Origin of the sequence: Streptococcus sp. Marseille-P7375, from assembly GCF_902460365.1 — a bacterium.
Classification (GTDB): Bacteria; Bacillota; Bacilli; order Lactobacillales; family Streptococcaceae; genus Streptococcus; species Streptococcus cristatus_I.
This window is the reverse complement of record NZ_CABPTR010000002.1, coordinates 41,676-58,024: the sequence shown is the minus strand read 5'-3', so window position 1 is coordinate 58,024 and position 16,349 is coordinate 41,676. Positions and strand designations below refer to the sequence as shown.

Sequence of the window (16,349 nt, the reverse complement as noted above, 5' to 3'; positions counted from 1 at the left end):
TTTGTGTATGATAACTCTATTTGATGATAGGCTGTTTATTAGAATCTAAGGTAAAGCCTTCTCCTAAGATTTCATGGGCTTCTGTAATAGTTGTAAAGGCAAATGGATCGATGTCATTGATGAGTTTCTTCATTTGCTGCATTTCGTTACGAGAGACAACGCAATAAACGATTTGCAAATCTTGCTTGCTATAGAAGCCCTGTCCTTGCAGATAGGTAACGCCTCTTCCAAGTTTTTCATTGATGGCTTCAGCTAGTTCTATTGGTTTACTGGTGACAATCAGGAAGCCTTTGCCCGCGAAGCCACCCTCAGCAATCAAGTCAATAACACGAGAGGTGATAAAGACAAACATGAGTGTATAAGAAACCATGCGTAGATCTTTGAAGACTAAAAGAACCAGAGAGATCACGATAAAGTCCACTGTCAGCATGAGGCGGCCCATGGAGATGCTGGTATATTTATTGAAGATACGAGCTACAATATCGGTCCCACCAGTCGTCCCTCCAGCATTGAAAATGATTCCTAGACCAACTCCAAGAATAATTCCCGTTCCAAGGCAGGCTAGTAAGACGTCGCCATCTAAGGAAGAAAAGAAATAGTCTTGTAAATGTTTGGAAGAAGGTAGCAATTCGAATAGTTTAAGCCAAGCTGATACAGAGAAAGTCCCTAAAATACTAAGGTAAAGGGTGCGATTTCCCAGTAATTTCCAAGCGAGAATAAAGAGTGGAATATTGATGACCAAATTGGTGGTTGATACAGGAATCTTGAAGAGGTAGTAGACAATCAAGGTGATCCCCGTTGCTCCGCCTTCATACAAGTGAAAAGGAATCACCAAATAATGAATCCCAAAAGAAAAAATTCCAGCCCCCAGAATGATGGCCAGTATATTTTTAAATTTAAACATCAGACTCTCCTAAGAATTTTCTGACTCTATTTTATCAAAAGTTTTCATTTTTGAAAATAATATGAAATAGTTTTCGAGAAATTCTTCTATGGGCTTTTGGGATAATTTTTGGTACAATAAAGCATAGACTAAAATAGGAATTTCTGTATCCATTGGCAGAATGAATGTAAAAGGAAAACGATGAAAAAAGGTATTTTTATATCGCTAGAAGGGCCAGAAGGTGCTGGGAAGACCAGTGTATTAGAGGCTTTGCTTCCTCAGCTGAAAGAGATGGGCTATAAGTTACTGACGACGAGAGAGCCTGGCGGTGTCGCTATTTCTGAAAAAATCCGCGAGGTGATTTTGGATAAGGGGCACACAGCCATGGATGCTAAGACCGAGCTGCTGCTTTATATTGCCAGCCGACGTCAGCATCTGGCGGAGAAGGTTCTGCCTGCTTTGGAGCAAGGGACATGGGTCTTGCAAGATCGGTTTATTGATAGCTCGGTGGCCTACCAAGGCTACGGACGGGGCTTGGCGGTTGACGATGTGGAATGGCTCAATCAGTTTGCGACTGATGGACTCAAGCCAGATTTGACCCTCTATTTCGATATTGATGTCAAGGAAGGTCTGGCTCGCATTGCTCGAAATAAGGAGCGCGAAGTCAATCGTTTGGATCTGGAAGGTCTCGACTTGCACGAGCGCGTGCGCCAAGGCTATCTGACTATTTTAGAAAAGGAACCAGAACGTGTCGTCAAGATAGATGCTAGTCAGCCGCTGGAGCAAGTCGTGGCCGACAGTTTGGCAGTTATCAAAGAGCGTTTTATCAAAGAAAAATGACAGTAGAAGAATTACGTCAGGCCCAGCCTAATCTTACAGAAACTTTTCGGCAAATCTTAGAAGCAGGGCGGCTCAATCATGCTTATTTATTTTCGGGGAATTTTTCTAGTTTTACCATGGCTTTGACTTTGTCCCAGAGTCTCTTTTGTGAGAATCGTCAGGGAGTTTGGCCCTGCGGTATTTGCCGGGCTTGTCGCTTGATTGAGAGTGAGGATTTCTCAGATGTGACGGTTGTCCGGCCAGTGAATGGTATTATCAAAACGGAGCGCATTCGTGAGTTAGTGAGAAATTTCTCCCAGAGCGGTATGGAGGGCAACAGACAGGTCTTTATCATCTGTGATGCAGATAAGATGCATGTCAATGCCGCTAATTCCCTCCTCAAGGTCATCGAAGAGCCCCAGAGTGAGATTTACATCTTTCTTTTGACAGCCGATGAGCATCTGATTTTGCCTACAATCAAGAGTCGAACGCAGATTTTTCACTTTCGGAAGAATCAGGCCGCTCTCCAGCACCAGCTGGAAGAGGCTGGCTTAATTAAAAGTCAGGCTGAGTTACTAGCTGCGTATAGCCAGACCCAGGAAGAGGCCGATCAGCTGGTGTTCAACAAGTCTTTCTTTGAGCTAGTCAGTGAGAGTCAGCGATTTGTTAAAGCTGCCTTGACCAATGAGAATCAGGCTTATCTTCAAGTGGCCAAGCTAGCTAAACTGGCTGAGGACAAGGATAAACAGGAGCAGGCCTTTAAAATCTTGGAGGTCTTGCTGGCCAAGGAACTTGGAAGCGAGGCAGGTCGCAAGAAACTGGAAGATCTCTTAGAAGCAAAGAAGATGTGGCGAGCCAATGTGTCTTTTCAAAATGCTCTGGAATACATGATTTTAAAAGCCAGTGCCCAAGCAAGATAGGAGCAGATAATGAATAAAAAAGAACTATTTGATGCCTTGGATGATTTTTCTCAGACGCTTTTAGTGACCCTTGCCGAGGTAGAGGCAATCAAGAAAAATCTCAAGAGTGTCGTGGAGGAAAATATCGTCCTCCAGCTAGAAAATGACAAGCTGAGAGAGCGACTAGGTGAGGTAGAGCAAGCAGCACCGGTTAAAATCAATAAAAATCGGGACAACCTCCGCAAATTGTACTACGATGGTTTTCATGTGTGTACGGATTTTTATGGTCAACGCCGAGAAAACGATGCGGAGTGCATGTTCTGCGACGAGTTGTTATTCAGGGAGTAGAGATGCAGATTCAAAAGAGTTTTAAGGGACAGTCGCCATACGGCAAGCTGTATTTGGTGGCGACTCCCATTGGAAATATGGACGACATGAGCATTCGCATGGTCAATACCCTCAAGGAAGTGGATGTCATTGCGGCCGAAGATACCAGAAATACAGGCCTTCTACTCAAACACTTTGGAATTGAGACGCGGCAGATCAGCTTTCATGAACACAATGCTCAGGAAAAGATACCGGTATTGCTGGACTTGCTCAAGTCAGGGCAAAATCTGGCTCAGGTATCCGATGCAGGCTTGCCTAGCATTTCGGATCCGGGACATGATTTGGTCAAGGCGGCTATTGCTGAGGACATTGCTGTGGTGACAGTTCCGGGGCCCAGCGCCGGGATTTCCGCTCTGATTGCCAGTGGTTTAGCGCCTCAGCCTCATATTTTTTATGGTTTCTTGCCTCGCAAGTCAGGCCAGCAGAAGGAATTTTTTGAGAGTAAAAAATCCTATCCAGAGACACAGATCTTTTACGAATCTCCTCATAGGGTCAAGGCTACGCTGGAAAATATGCTGGAAGTCTATGGCGACCGATCGGTGGTCTTGGTTCGCGAGCTCACCAAAATCTACGAAGAATACCAAAGAGGAAGGATTTCTGAGTTGATAGACTATCTGGCAGAGAATGCCCTCAAGGGCGAGTGCCTCCTGATTGTGGCTGGTGCAAGCTTGGAGAAGGAAGACAAAGCGGATGAGGAACTATTGGCTGAAATTGACAGCTTGGTCCAATCCGGTAGTAAGAAAAATCAGGCTATCAAGGAAGTAGCTAAAAAATATGGGCGCAATAAGAGTCAGCTCTATGCCCTTTATCATGAAGAAGACAGAAACTAGTCCTATTCGACTAGTTTTTTTGTTCAAAAACCTCCTTTTGTTCGGGAATTTCCCCAAAAGAAAAATATCTTTGAAAGAATTATAGAAATTTTCTGAACATTGTGATATGATAGACAAAATACATTTTTGGAGGTAGGATATGACGATTTACAATTTTTCTGCTGGACCGGCAGTATTGCCCAAGGAAGTCTTGAAAAAAGCTCAGGCTGAGTTTCTAGACTATGCCCAAAGTGGCATGAGTGTGATGGAGCTGTCCCACCGATCCAAGGAATTTGACGATATTATAAAAGAAGCTGAGAACTTGCTGCGTGAGCTCATGGATATTCCGAACAATTACCGCGTACTCTTCCTGCAGGGTGGGGCTTCTACCCAGTTTAGCATGATTCCGCTCAATCTCGCTAAGGGAGGCAAGGCCTACTACCTAGTAGCTGGTTCTTGGGGCAAGAAAGCCTACACAGAAGCAGTCAAGTTGGCTAAGACAGTTCCTTTTGAGCCCATTCTCTTGGCTTCATCAGAGGATTTAAATTACACGGAAATTCCTTCTTTCGATGAAAAAGAGATTGATCCGCAGGCGGCTTATGTGCATCTAACAACCAATAATACTATCGAGGGAACGGCTATTTATGACCTGCCTGCGACTAATGGCGTGCCCATTGTGGCGGACATGTCTTCTAATATCCTTGCTGCTCAGTACCGAGTAGAGGATTTTGGTTTGATTTATGCTGGAGCTCAGAAGAATATCGGACCAGCCGGCGTGACAGTAGTCATCATTCGTGAGGATTTGCTCAATGATGAGCCTGTTCTGTCTAGTATGCTGGACTACCGCATTCAGGCGGACAATGGCTCTCTTTACAATACACCACCTACTTTCGCCATCTATATGGCCAAGCTGGTCTTTGAGTGGGTCAAGGAGCTGGGTGGTGTAGCAGAAATGGAAAAGCGCAATCGTGAAAAATCTGTCCTTTTGTACGACTTCATTGAGCAGTCTGACTTTTACAGCAGTCCAGTCCGTTATAAGGAGCAGCACTCAGTAGCCAATATTCCCTTTGTGTCTCCTAGCCCTGAGTTGGATGCCAAGTTTAACAAAGAGGCTGCTGAAGCAGGATTTAAGAATATCAAGGGGCACCGCAGCGTAGGTGGCATGAGAGCTAGTCTCTACAATGCCTTTCCGCTCCAAGGTGTCAAGGACTTGATTGCCTTTATGCAGAAATTTGAAGAAGAAAATTCTTAAGAGAGGAAAGCTATGGTCTTTAGTGTCAAAACCTTTAACAACATCAATCAAATCGGGCTCAAGGAGCTGGGCAATGCTTTTCAGATTGACGGAGATAAGTCTGACAATCCGGATGCTTATATCCTGCGCAGTCAAAACCTGCATGGGCAGGAATTTCCAAGCAAGCTCAAAGCCATTGCGAGAGCAGGCGCAGGAACCAATAATATTCCTGTTGACCAGGCAACAGCGCAGGGAATCGTGGTTTTCAACACGCCAGGAGCTAATGCCAATGCGGTGAAAGAAGCAGTCTTGGCTTCCATTCTTCTGTCTGCCCGTGACTATATCGCAGCTAACAGTTGGGCAAACGGCCTTTCTGGAGAAGATGTTCCCAAGCAAGTGGAAGCTGGTAAGAAACAGTTTGCTGGGACAGAGATTGCAGAGAAGACTTTGGGAGTCATTGGGTTAGGAGCAATCGGTGGCCGTATTGCCAACGATGCCTATCGTCTGGGGATGAACGTCCTGGGTTATGATCCTTATGTATCCATTGAAACAGCTTGGAATATCTCTAGTCATGTCAAGCGGGTAGCAGACATTAAGGAAATCTTTGAAAAGAGCGACTATATCACTATCCATGTGCCCCTGACTGATGATACACGCGCTACTTTTGATCAGGCTGCTTTTGGTCTCATGCAAAAGGGGACGACTCTCATCAACTTTGCCCGTGGCGAGTTGGTGGACAATGCTGCTCTTTTTGAAGCCATAGAAGCTGGTGTAGTCAAGCGCTATATCACAGACTTTGGTGTAGAAGAGCTGCTCCGTCATCCGCAGATTACTGTCTTTCCGCATCTGGGTGGCTCGACAGAGGAAGCTGAGCTCAACTGTGCCATTATGGCTGGGAAAACCATCCGACGCTTCATGGAAACGGGGGAGATTATCAACTCAGTGAATTTCCCTAATGTCCGTCAGGCACTCTCAGCGCCTTATCGCATTACCTTGATTAACAAAAATGTACCGAATATTGTGGCTCGGATTTCAACAGCGGTCAGTGATTTGAATATCAATATTGACAATATCATCAATCGTTCCAAGGGTGATTATGCCTATACTTTGCTGGATCTGGATGAGTCAGATGAAAGCAAGATTCAGGAGCTGGTTGATAAATTTGAGAATAGCGATAATATTGTGCGCGTGCGTTTAATTAAGAAATAACAAAAAAATACGGCTTACATAAAAGTGATTTATATGCTAAATATCATAAGTAAAATATCATAGGAGTTATTATGTTTATTATTGATTTAACTTATAAAAAAGACCTAGTAGAAGTTGAAAAATATTTACCAGAGCATATTTCTTTTTTAGATAAATATTATGCATCTGGCCATTTTATCGTATCAGGACGGAAGAATCCTCGGATTGGTGGGATTATTTTAGTGAATACTGATAGTAAAGAAACTGTTCAAAAGATTATTTCAGAAGATCCTTTTTATATTCAAGAGATTGCAGCATATACTTTCACCGAGTTTTATCCGACAAAGTATTCGCAGCACTTCAAGAAAATATTGGATGAGGGTGATGTCTTGTAGAGGAAGCATTTGCTTTCTTTAACAGTAAGCATAGAAATTTCAAGCTATTTTGGAATTTTAGACCACAAAGGCTAGAGATAAATAAGAATTGAGGTAAGTATGTTACAATTTATCGAATACCCAAAATGCTCTACCTGCCGTAAGGCCAAGGCTGAGCTCGATCAATTAGGAGTGGAGTTTGAAGCGGTGGATATTGTCAAAGAAACGCCTAGTCAAGAGCAACTTTTGCAATGGATGACTCATTCTGATTTGGAAATCAAGTCTTTCTTTAATACCAGTGGTATCAAGTACCGAGAATTGGAGCTCAAGGATAAGGTCCCTCAGTTTTCTGCTGAGGAGGCAGCCGCACTTTTGGCGACCGACGGCATGCTGATTAAGCGACCACTGCTAGTCCAAGATGATCGGATTGTGCAAGTCGGCTACCGAACAGAATACAAAGAACTAAATCTTTAGTCAAAGATGGGAAATTTCCTGTCTTTTTATATTTTTCTGAAACAATTGAATTTGGCTAATCCATAGAGGCGCAGTATTTGATATGATTTCTAAGAAAGTCCCAATCAAAATCCTATAAAAGTTCCTCTTTTTATGAGAAAATAGAGGAAAAGATTGGAGGGATGTTTATGGCAGAAATTTATCTAGCGGGCGGTTGTTTCTGGGGCTTGGAGGAATATTTTTCTCGGATTGAAGGGGTTGAGGAGACGACAGTAGGCTATGCCAATGGACAAGTAGAGTCCACCAACTACCAGCTCATTCACCAGACCGACCATGCGGAGACGGTGCACTTGATTTATGACGAAGAAAACATCAGCCTGCGGGAAATTTTGCTCTACTATTTCCGAGTCATTGACCCCTTATCCATCAACAAACAGGGTAATGATATTGGCCGTCAGTATCGGACAGGTGTTTACTATGTCCGTGAGGAAGATCGCGCCACTATCGAGCAGGTTTTTGCTGAGCAGGAGGAGCAATTAGGACAAAAGTTGGCTGTAGAGCTAGAGACCTTGCGCCATTATATCTTGGCCGAGGATTATCATCAGGACTATCTCAAGAAAAATCCGACGGGTTATTGCCATATCAATGTCAAGGATGCTGAGCAGCCCTTGGTAGATGCGGGTCATTATCCTAAACCTAGCCAGCAGCAACTCAAAGCAGTGCTAAGTGAGGAGCAGTATCAGGTGACCCAGCAGAGCGCAACGGAGCGCCCTTTCCATAATGCTTACAACGCGACTTTTGAGGCAGGGATTTATGTTGATGTGACAACTGGCGAACCACTCTTTTTTGCGGCTGACAAGTTTGAATCTGGTTGTGGCTGGCCTAGTTTTGCTCGTCCTATCGCTCGCGAAGTTATCAAATATTATCAAGATTTGAGTCATGGCATGGAGCGAATTGAAGTACGGAGTCGCTCGGGGAATGCCCATCTAGGTCACGTCTTTACCGATGGTCCGCAGGAATTAGGTGGCTTGCGCTATTGCATCAACTCAGCATCTCTGCGATTTATTCCCAGAGAGCAAATGGAAGAGGAAGGCTACGGCTACCTGCTACCCTATATGGACTAATACTCATTTTTGTCGCTTGTCAACCTTTTCAAAATCTAGCTAAACTAGACAGAAATAATCAACCAATTTCCTCTTTTCTAACGCTCCAAGCATTTATATATGTAAATACTATAGAAAAGTGTATAATGGTTAGGAAAAGATAAATGTTATGGAAGGAATGCAAAATGGAGAAATTGGATATTACTACAATGTCTGATTATAAAAAGGTAGAAGCTGTTATTCAATTACTAATCGATGGAGTTTTGACCAGCTATCGTGTGGCGACAGATGCCAATATCAGCAAAATGAGCATCTTGACACTGGTCAAAGGTAGCAGCAAGATTAAGAATATTACTTATCAAACGGCTATTGCTCTGATTAATTGGTACGAAGAAAATCATGAAAAATACGGTATTACTATTCAATAAGTAGCCGATTTTACAGGGAAATATATATAATTGGAATTCTATGAGTGCTTGCTTGTGGGATTCTTTTACTGAAGGAAAGAATAGCCTTTCCATTATTGCAGGAAAGGCAAAAATTTCATATAATGGAAATAAGAAAAATGAGCGTAGGAATGTCTGCTGGTTGTAGCAGCCCGCTAAATTTTTTATAAGGAGAACTCAATGTCACAATTATCTGTTAATGCCATTCGCTTTTTAGGAATTGACGCGATTGAAAAGTCTAAGTCAGGTCACCCCGGCGTCGTTATGGGCGCTGCGCCGATGGCTTACGATCTATTTACCAAACAGCTGCGTATCAATCCAGAAGAGCCAAATTGGATTAACCGCGATCGCTTCGTTCTATCTGCAGGACACGGCTCTATGTTGCTTTATGCCTTGCTCCACCTGTCTGGCTTTAAAGATGTCAGCATGGAGGAAATCAAAAACTTCCGCCAATGGGGCTCTAAGACACCAGGTCACCCAGAGTTTGGTCATACAGCTGGAGTTGATGCGACGACTGGACCATTGGGACAAGGGATTTCTACAGCGGCTGGATTTGCTCAAGCAGAGCGTTTCTTGGCTGCTAAGTACAACCGTGAAGGCTATCCGATTTTCGACCATTACACTTACGTCATCTGTGGTGACGGTGATTTGATGGAGGGTGTTTCTGCAGAGGCTGCTTCTTACGCCGGCCTGCAAAAGCTGGACAAGCTGGTTGTTCTCTATGATTCAAATGATATCAACTTGGACGGGGAAACCAAGGATTCCTTTACAGAAAATGTTCGTGCCCGCTATGAAGCCTACGGCTGGCATACTGCCTTGGTAGAAGACGGCACAGACCTAGCAGCGATTGATGCAGCTATCAATGAAGCGAAAGCTTCTGGCAAGCCATCTTTGATTGAAGTTAAGACGATTATTGGTTATGGTTCACCAAACAAGCAAGGTACGAATGCAGTTCACGGTGCGCCTCTTGGAGCAGAAGAAGCAGCAGCGACTCGTCAAGCCTTGGGCTGGGACTATGCGCCATTTGAGATTCCTGAGGAAGTCTATGCTGACTACCGTACAAATGTAGCAGAGCGTGGTACAGCAGCATATGATGCTTGGAAACAATTGGTAGAGGACTACAAGCAAGCTCATCCAGAATTGGCGTCAGAAGTAGCGGCTATCATCGCTGGTCAGGATCCAGTAGAGATCAAGCCAGAAGATTTCCCAGTACTTGAAAATGGCTTCTCTCAAGCGACCCGTAATTCTAGTCAGGATGCCCTCAATGCAGCAGCTAAGGTGCTTCCAACTTTCCTCGGCGGTTCTGCTGACTTGGCTCATTCTAATATGACCTACATCAAGGAAGACGGCCTGCAGGATGACGCTCACCGTCTCAACCGCAACATCCAATTTGGTGTGCGCGAGTTTGCCATGGGAACTATTCTCAATGGTATGGCGCTTCATGGTGGTCTTCGCGTTTACGGCGGTACCTTCTTCGTCTTCTCAGACTATGTCAAGGCAGCTGTCCGTTTGTCTGCCCTTCAAGGCTTGCCAGTGACTTATGTCTTCACTCACGACTCAATTGCAGTTGGTGAAGATGGCCCAACTCATGAGCCGATTGAGCACTTGGCTGGTCTGCGTGCGATTCCAAACTTGACTGTCCTTCGCCCAGCAGATGCACGTGAAACCCAGGCAGCTTGGTATTTAGCCCTTAAGAGCCAATCTACTCCGACTGCTCTGGTCTTGACCCGTCAAAATCTGACAGTCGAAGAAGGCACAGACTTTGACAAGGTCGCTAAAGGTGCTTATGTAGTCTACGAAACAGGAGCAGATTTCGATACTATCTTGTTGGCTTCTGGTTCTGAGGTTAATTTGGCTGTTGCAGCTGCTAAAGCACTGGCAGCAGAAGGCGCTAAAATTCGCGTGGTCAGCGTGCCATCAACAGAGCTTTTTGATGCTCAAGATGCAGCCTACAAAGAAGAAATTCTGCCAAATGCAGTTCGTCGCCGTGTAGCGATCGAAATGGCAGCTAGCCAGCCTTGGTACAAGTATGTCGGTCTGGACGGCGCAGTTATCGGAATTGATCAGTTCGGTGCCTCTGCTCCAGCAGGTAAGGTTCTGGAAGAATACGGCTTTACAGTTGAGCACGTAGCAGAGGTTGTTAAAAATCTTAAATAAAAAGACATAAAATCGGGATGCAAGGCATCCTGATTTTTTTGGAAATCATTTTCCTGCCTTGTCAAACGGGCCAAAATCTGCTATAGTAATTACGTAGATGAATTCCAAAGGAGAAGAGAAATGAATCCAACAATGATGATTATCTTTTTTGTTGTACTAGTAGGAATGATGTATTTCCAAGTACGGACACAGAAAAAGCAAGCTGAAAAACGGATGGAAAGCCTTAATAAACTGCAAAAAGGCTATGAAGTCATTACTATTGGTGGTCTTTACGGAACTGTTGACGAAGTTGATTCAGAGCGTAAGACTGTTGTCTTGGACGTAGACGGTGTTTTCTTGACATTTGAATTAGCAGCCATTAAGACTGTTTTGCCATTGACAGAAGGTATCCCAGCTGCTGCGGGAGTGGAAGGCGATATCGCTGTGTCTGATGAAGATACTGCAATTGAAGAATAGGATATCGGACAGTCGAGAGGCTGTCTTTTTTATTTTAAGGACATATTGTAAACTCATCTTTTACAATATTATAGTTGTGCGAAATAAGCTAAAACTGCTTGTAATCACTACCAACTATTTATCATCAGCTCTGATAGACGAAAAATCAGCTCTCCTGCCCACATTTAAAGGATTTATGATATAATGAAATGATAAAACTTTAAATAGGATAAAAAATATGTTTAGTTTTAAGAAAAAAGAAAAGCTCGATGAGGCCTTGCTTGTTCCCAAGCATATAGGCATTATCATGGATGGCAATGGTCGTTGGGCTAAAAAACGTATGCAGCCGCGCGTCTTTGGTCATAAGGCAGGTATGGAAGCTTTGCAAGAAGTGACGATTGCAGCTAAGGAGATGGGTGTGCAGGTCTTGACAGTCTATGCCTTTTCAACGGAAAACTGGACGCGACCAGAAAAAGAAGTGTCCTTCATTATGAATTTGCCGGTTGAGTTTTATGACCGCTATGTGCCAGAATTGCACAGAAACAATGTGAAGATTCAAATGATTGGCGATACGAAGCGCCTTCCTAAAGCTACTTTTGAGGCCTTGGAGAAGGCTGAGGAGCTGACTCGCTTGAATACGGGTCTGATTTTGAATTTCGCCCTAAACTATGGCGGACGAGCTGAAATCAATCAGGCGGTTCAGAAGCTTGCCCAAGATGTTTTAGATGCGAAAGTTCAACCAGCTGATATTACAGAGGAAATGCTTGGAGATTATCTCTATACCAGCAGTCTGCCTGCAAGTTTGCGAGATCCTGACTTGGTTATTCGTACGAGTGGCGAGCTGCGCCTTAGCAATTTCTTGCCTTGGCAGACAGCATATAGCGAGTTGTATTTTACAGATATCCTTTGGCCGGATTTCGATGAGAAAGCTTTGAAGGATGCGGTTGTAGAGTATAATCATCGCAATCGACGCTTTGGCGGTGTATAAAGGAGGGAGAAAAAGATGAGTTTTGATTTACAAAGACGTCTTCTTTTTGGAGGAATTGCTCTAGCTATTTTTATTCCTCTAGTGAAGATGGGGGGGATTCCCTTCCAGATCAGTGTTGGCCTTTTAGCTATGCTAGCAGTGCATGAATTGCTTAAGATGAAGGGGCTTCCGACAGCGACCTTAGAGGGTGGATTGTCTATGCTGGCAGCTTTCGTCTTGACCCTGCCACTTGAAAATTACTTGAAGTTTTTGCCCGTGGACGGCAATGTGATGGCTTATGGCTTGGTCGTTTTCGTCTTGCTAGGAGCGACTGTTTTAGGTTCCTCTTATAGCTTTGAGGATGCGGCTTATCCGATTGCTTCTAGTTTTTATGTTGGTTTAGGTTTTAATGCTTTGATCGATGCCCGTTTGGTGAATGTGGACAAGGTTTTGCTGGCTCTTTTTATCGTCTGGGCGACAGACAGTGGAGCCTATCTGGTCGGTACCCGCTACGGGCGGAGAAAATTATTGCCAAAGATATCGCCAAATAAAACCATTGAAGGCAGTTTGGGAGGTCTTATCTCAGCGGTGCTGGTTTCTGCGATTTTTATGTCTGTTCGTCCGCAAGTTGCCACTCCGTATAGCTTTGTGACCATGTTGCTCTTGACTGTTGTCTTTAGTATTGCTGGCCAATTTGGCGACTTGGTAGAGAGCGCCATCAAGCGTCACTTTGGTGTGAAAGACTCAGGGAAGTTTATTCCTGGGCACGGCGGCGTTTTGGATCGCTTTGATAGCTTGCTTTTTGTCTTTCCACTGATGCACCTCTTTGGCCTGTTCTAAGGAGTTTGGTGGCCAAGCAGCCGAAAGCCTTCTTGGCTTAATGAACAATCTTAAGAGAAAGATTAGACTTATGCAGATTATTACATTTATTATTATTTTTGGGATCATTGTGGTGGTTCATGAGTTTGGACATTTCTACTTTGCCAAAAAATCAGGCATTCTAGTTCGTGAGTTTGCCATTGGGATGGGCCCGAAAATCTTTGCTCATATTGGCAAGGATGGAACAGCCTACACGATTCGGATTCTGCCGCTAGGTGGATATGTCCGCATGGCTGGCTGGGGCGAGGATTCGACAGAAATCAAAACAGGTACGCCAGCAAGTTTAACTCTGAATGAAGAGGGAAAAGTCGTCCGCATCAATCTGTCTGGCAAGAAAATTGATCAGACGGCTCTGCCTATGAATGTGACCAGTTTTGATTTTGAAGAAAAACTGGAGATTACAGGGCTGGTCTTAGATGAGACCAAGACTTATTCTGTCGATCACGATGCGACCATTGTTGAGGAAGACGGAACGGAAGTTCGGATTGCTCCGCTGGATGTTCAGTATCAAAATGCGACTATCTGGGGACGCCTTATCACCAATTTTGCTGGCCCCATGAACAATTTCATTTTGAGTATTCTAGTTTTCATGTTCTTGGCCTTTCTGCAAGGCGGTGTCCAAGATGAAAACAGCAATCATTTTCAGGTACTGGAAGGTGGGGCCGTTGCCAAGGCAGGGGTAAAAAGCGATGACCAGATTCTGAAAGTCAACAATTATGAGATTGCAAACTGGGGTGACCTGACCGATGCAGTGTCAGAAGCGACCAAAGATAAGGCAGATGCACCAAAATTGACCATCACCTATAAGAGCGAGGGTCAGACTCATAAGGTGGATATTGAACCTAAAAAAGAGGGGGATCGCTATCTATTGGGCGTTTCCCCTGCTATCAAGACTGGTTTCTGGGACAAGGTGATCGGAGGCTTTACCGCTACGTGGACGACCACAGGTCGGATTTTGACAGCCTTGAAAGATTTGATTTTTAACTTTAATTTAAATAAATTAGGTGGCCCAGTTGCTATTTATAATGCCAGCAGTCAGGCGGCTCAGCAAGGTCTGCCGACTATTCTGAATCTCTTAGCCGTGCTATCCCTTAATATCGGGATCTTTAATCTAATTCCGATTCCGGCTTTGGACGGTGGGAAAATTGTCCTCAATATCCTTGAGGCTATCCGTCGCAAACCCTTGAAACGGGAAACAGAAAGCTATGTTACCCTTGCAGGGGTAGCTGTCATGGTTGTCCTTATGATCGCTGTGACTTGGAATGATATTATGAAATTGTTCTTCTAACATTTTAAAAGATTGAAAAATATTCTATGAAGGAGTTTTGTTTTTATGAAACAAAGTAAAATGCTAATCCCAACGCTGCGCGAAATGCCAAGCGATGCTCAGGTTATCAGCCACGCCCTTATGTTGCGGGCTGGCTATGTTCGCCAAGTTTCTGCGGGAGTTTACTCTTACCTGCCACTGGCTAACCGTGTTATTGAAAAAGCTAAAAAAATCATGCGGGAAGAGTTTGATAAGATTGGTGCGGTTGAAATGCTGGCGCCTGCCCTGCTTAGTGCAGATCTCTGGCGCGAGTCAGGTCGTTACGAGACTTACGGTGAAGATCTCTATAAATTGAAAAACCGTGAAAAGTCAGACTTTATCCTAGGTCCGACACATGAAGAGACCTTTACTTCTATTGTTCGTGACTCTGTTAAATCATACAAGCAATTGCCGCTCAATCTTTATCAAATCCAACCTAAGTACCGCGACGAAAAGCGTCCACGTAATGGACTTCTTCGTACCCGTGAATTTATCATGAAAGACGGTTATAGTTTCCATGCTAACTATGATAGTTTGGATGTAACTTATGATGAGTACAAATCTGCTTATGAGAAAATCTTCACTCGCAGTGAGCTAGACTTCAAAGCCATTATCGGTGACGGTGGTGCCATGGGTGGTAAGGACAGTCAGGAATTTATGGCAATCACACCTGCTCGTACAGATCTTGACCGTTGGGTCGTTTTGGACAAGTCAGTTGCCTCGTTTGATGAAATTCCTGCAGAAGTGCAAGAAGAAATCAAGGCAGAATTGCTTAAATGGATGGTTTCTGGTGAAGATACCATTGCCTACTCAAGCGAGTCTAGCTATGCGGCCAACCTAGAAATGGCAACCAATGCTTACAAACCAAACAAAAAAGTAGTGACTGAAGCAGAGTTGGTGCGTGTAGAAACTCCTGACTGCAAGACCATTGATGAGGTAGCAGCTTTCCTACAAATTGATACAGAAGAAACAATCAAGACCTTGGTTTACATGGCTGATGAAAAGCCTGTCGTAGCCCTCCTTGTCGGCAATGACCAACTCAACGAAGTCAAGCTGAAAAACCATTTGGGTGCAGATTTCTTTGAAGTCGCTAGTGAAGAGGAAGTTCGTCAGCTCTTGGGCGCAGGTTTTGGCTCACTAGGTCCAGTCAATCTGTCAGAGGATGTGACCATTATTGCGGATCGTAGAGTTCAAGACCTTTCTAACGCCGTGGCAGGAGCTAACGAAGATGGCTACCACTTGACTGGTGTAAACCCAGGTCGTGACTTTAGCCCAGAGTATGTGGATATCCGTGAAGTTCGTGAAGGAGAGGTGTCTCCGGACGGTCAAGGCATCCTTAAGTTTGCTCGTGGGATTGAGATTGGACATATCTTTAAGTTGGGAACGCGCTACTCTGATAGCATGAATGCCAATGTCTTGGACGACAATGGCCGAGCAGTACCGATGATTATGGGCTGCTACGGTATCGGTGTCAGCCGTCTCCTCTCTGCTGTTATGGAGCAACACGCTCGTCTCTTTGTCAATAAAACTCCTAAGGGTGAATTCCGCTATGCTTGGGGTATCAACTTCCCGAAAGAGTTGGCACCATTTGACGTGCACCTGATTCCAGTCAATGTCAAGGACGAGGAAGCTCTGGCTCTGACTGATCAAATCGAGGCTAACTTACTAAGTGCTGGTTATGAAGTCTTGGTGGACGATCGCAATGAGCGCGCAGGTGTTAAGTTCAGCGACAGCGATTTGATTGGCCTCCCAATCCGTGTGACAGTTGGTAAGAAAGCCGCAGAAGGCATTGTTGAAGTCAAGATTAAGGCTACTGGCGATACCATTGAAGTCCATGCTGATAATCTGCTCGAAACTCTGTCTATTTTGACAAAATAAAACAAGAGTTTAGGACAAAAGTCCTAGCCTCTCAATTGTCTTTGGATTGTCGAGCAAGACGCAGTGGTTGAGTGGGCTCTACTACGCTGATTTCATCAGCTTTTACAGCCCTACTCAACTGTGCGGAGGTGGGAC

At 44.4% G+C, this 16,349-nt stretch carries 17 protein-coding genes; 16 read left to right on the top strand and 1 reads right to left on the bottom strand.

Annotated features, from left to right (window positions below; genetic code table 11):
* Window positions 1-16: 16 nt before the first annotated feature.
* On the bottom strand, window positions 17-904 hold the full coding sequence (locus tag FZ954_RS05640; protein ID WP_148877682.1) for a YitT family protein: 888 nt from the start codon (window positions 902-904) through the stop codon (window positions 17-19).
* 180 nt (window positions 905-1,084) lie between these two features.
* Between FZ954_RS05640 and tmk the strand changes: the two genes are divergently transcribed.
* The 16 genes from tmk (at window position 1,085) to FZ954_RS05560 (ending at window position 16,214) form a co-directional block, all read left to right on the top strand.
* On the top strand, window positions 1,085-1,723 hold the full coding sequence (gene tmk / locus FZ954_RS05635; protein WP_148877681.1) for a dTMP kinase: 639 nt from the start codon (window positions 1,085-1,087) through the stop codon (window positions 1,721-1,723).
* On the top strand, window positions 1,720-2,622 hold the full coding sequence (locus FZ954_RS05630; protein WP_148877680.1) for a DNA polymerase III subunit delta': 903 nt from the start codon (window positions 1,720-1,722) through the stop codon (window positions 2,620-2,622). The genes tmk and FZ954_RS05630 overlap by 4 nt, the downstream gene beginning before the upstream one ends.
* Before the next feature lie 9 nt (window positions 2,623-2,631).
* The gene (gene yabA, locus FZ954_RS05625) at window positions 2,632-2,949 is read left to right on the top strand and encodes a DNA replication initiation control protein YabA (protein ID WP_005591852.1); all 318 of its coding nucleotides are present in this window, start codon (window positions 2,632-2,634) and stop codon (window positions 2,947-2,949) included.
* A 2-nt stretch (window positions 2,950-2,951) separates the two neighbouring features.
* Complete coding sequence (gene rsmI / locus FZ954_RS05620) at window positions 2,952-3,818, top strand: 16S rRNA (cytidine(1402)-2'-O)-methyltransferase (RefSeq protein ID WP_148877679.1); 867 nt, start codon at window positions 2,952-2,954, stop codon at window positions 3,816-3,818.
* Window positions 3,819-3,957: 139 nt separating this feature from the next.
* Complete coding sequence (serC, locus tag FZ954_RS05615; protein WP_148877678.1) at window positions 3,958-5,049, top strand: 3-phosphoserine/phosphohydroxythreonine transaminase; 1,092 nt, start codon at window positions 3,958-3,960, stop codon at window positions 5,047-5,049.
* Window positions 5,050-5,061: 12 nt separating this feature from the next.
* A complete protein-coding gene (locus tag FZ954_RS05610) occupies window positions 5,062-6,237 on the top strand; it encodes a 3-phosphoglycerate dehydrogenase family protein (protein ID WP_148877677.1) in 1,176 nt (391 codons plus the stop codon).
* A gap of 71 nt (window positions 6,238-6,308) precedes the next feature.
* Window positions 6,309-6,611, top strand: coding sequence for a YciI family protein (locus FZ954_RS05605; protein ID WP_148877676.1), 303 nt, complete (start codon window positions 6,309-6,311; stop codon window positions 6,609-6,611).
* Between the two features lie 99 nt (window positions 6,612-6,710).
* A complete protein-coding gene (locus FZ954_RS05600; protein ID WP_148877675.1) occupies window positions 6,711-7,064 on the top strand; it encodes an arsenate reductase family protein in 354 nt (117 codons plus the stop codon).
* A gap of 167 nt (window positions 7,065-7,231) precedes the next feature.
* A complete protein-coding gene (msrB, locus tag FZ954_RS05595) occupies window positions 7,232-8,167 on the top strand; it encodes a peptide-methionine (R)-S-oxide reductase MsrB (protein ID WP_148877674.1) in 936 nt (311 codons plus the stop codon).
* A 164-nt stretch (window positions 8,168-8,331) separates the two neighbouring features.
* Window positions 8,332-8,574: a hypothetical protein gene (locus FZ954_RS05590; protein WP_005592291.1), complete on the top strand. Its 243-nt coding sequence runs from the start codon at window positions 8,332-8,334 to the stop codon at window positions 8,572-8,574.
* Window positions 8,575-8,772: 198 nt separating this feature from the next.
* Window positions 8,773-10,749 carry a transketolase gene (tkt, locus tag FZ954_RS05585; RefSeq protein ID WP_148877673.1) on the top strand — a complete coding sequence of 659 codons (1,977 nt, stop codon included), beginning with the start codon at window positions 8,773-8,775 and terminating at the stop codon, window positions 10,747-10,749.
* Window positions 10,750-10,869: 120 nt separating this feature from the next.
* Window positions 10,870-11,205 (top strand): preprotein translocase subunit YajC, encoded by a 336-nt coding sequence (gene yajC, locus FZ954_RS05580; protein ID WP_005591861.1) that lies wholly within the window; start codon window positions 10,870-10,872, stop codon window positions 11,203-11,205.
* Window positions 11,206-11,422: 217 nt separating this feature from the next.
* A complete protein-coding gene (locus FZ954_RS05575) occupies window positions 11,423-12,172 on the top strand; it encodes an isoprenyl transferase (protein WP_148877672.1) in 750 nt (249 codons plus the stop codon).
* Between the two features lie 15 nt (window positions 12,173-12,187).
* The gene (locus FZ954_RS05570) at window positions 12,188-12,991 is read left to right on the top strand and encodes a phosphatidate cytidylyltransferase (protein WP_148877671.1); all 804 of its coding nucleotides are present in this window, start codon (window positions 12,188-12,190) and stop codon (window positions 12,989-12,991) included.
* A gap of 70 nt (window positions 12,992-13,061) precedes the next feature.
* On the top strand, window positions 13,062-14,318 hold the full coding sequence (rseP, locus tag FZ954_RS05565; protein WP_148877670.1) for an RIP metalloprotease RseP: 1,257 nt from the start codon (window positions 13,062-13,064) through the stop codon (window positions 14,316-14,318).
* 45 nt (window positions 14,319-14,363) lie between these two features.
* Window positions 14,364-16,214, top strand: coding sequence for a proline--tRNA ligase (locus tag FZ954_RS05560; protein ID WP_148877669.1), 1,851 nt, complete (start codon window positions 14,364-14,366; stop codon window positions 16,212-16,214).
* Window positions 16,215-16,349 lie beyond the last annotated feature (135 nt).

Bases quoted from the DNA above. Each gene is read 5' to 3' on its own strand.
- FZ954_RS05640 (WP_148877682.1), bottom strand. From the start codon at position 904: ATGTTTAAATTTAAAAATATACTGGCCATCATTCTGGGGGCTGGAATT.
- tmk (WP_148877681.1), top strand. From the start codon at position 1,085: ATGAAAAAAGGTATTTTTATATCGCTAGAAGGGCCAGAAGGTGCTGGG.
- FZ954_RS05630 (WP_148877680.1), top strand. From the start codon at position 1,720: ATGACAGTAGAAGAATTACGTCAGGCCCAGCCTAATCTTACAGAAACT.
- yabA (WP_005591852.1), top strand. From the start codon at position 2,632: ATGAATAAAAAAGAACTATTTGATGCCTTGGATGATTTTTCTCAGACG.
- rsmI (WP_148877679.1), top strand. From the start codon at position 2,952: ATGCAGATTCAAAAGAGTTTTAAGGGACAGTCGCCATACGGCAAGCTG.
- serC (WP_148877678.1), top strand. From the start codon at position 3,958: ATGACGATTTACAATTTTTCTGCTGGACCGGCAGTATTGCCCAAGGAA.
- FZ954_RS05610 (WP_148877677.1), top strand. From the start codon at position 5,062: ATGGTCTTTAGTGTCAAAACCTTTAACAACATCAATCAAATCGGGCTC.
- FZ954_RS05605 (WP_148877676.1), top strand. From the start codon at position 6,309: ATGTTTATTATTGATTTAACTTATAAAAAAGACCTAGTAGAAGTTGAA.
- FZ954_RS05600 (WP_148877675.1), top strand. From the start codon at position 6,711: ATGTTACAATTTATCGAATACCCAAAATGCTCTACCTGCCGTAAGGCC.
- msrB (WP_148877674.1), top strand. From the start codon at position 7,232: ATGGCAGAAATTTATCTAGCGGGCGGTTGTTTCTGGGGCTTGGAGGAA.
- FZ954_RS05590 (WP_005592291.1), top strand. From the start codon at position 8,332: ATGGAGAAATTGGATATTACTACAATGTCTGATTATAAAAAGGTAGAA.
- tkt (WP_148877673.1), top strand. From the start codon at position 8,773: ATGTCACAATTATCTGTTAATGCCATTCGCTTTTTAGGAATTGACGCG.
- yajC (WP_005591861.1), top strand. From the start codon at position 10,870: ATGAATCCAACAATGATGATTATCTTTTTTGTTGTACTAGTAGGAATG.
- FZ954_RS05575 (WP_148877672.1), top strand. From the start codon at position 11,423: ATGTTTAGTTTTAAGAAAAAAGAAAAGCTCGATGAGGCCTTGCTTGTT.
- FZ954_RS05570 (WP_148877671.1), top strand. From the start codon at position 12,188: ATGAGTTTTGATTTACAAAGACGTCTTCTTTTTGGAGGAATTGCTCTA.
- rseP (WP_148877670.1), top strand. From the start codon at position 13,062: ATGCAGATTATTACATTTATTATTATTTTTGGGATCATTGTGGTGGTT.
- FZ954_RS05560 (WP_148877669.1), top strand. From the start codon at position 14,364: ATGAAACAAAGTAAAATGCTAATCCCAACGCTGCGCGAAATGCCAAGC.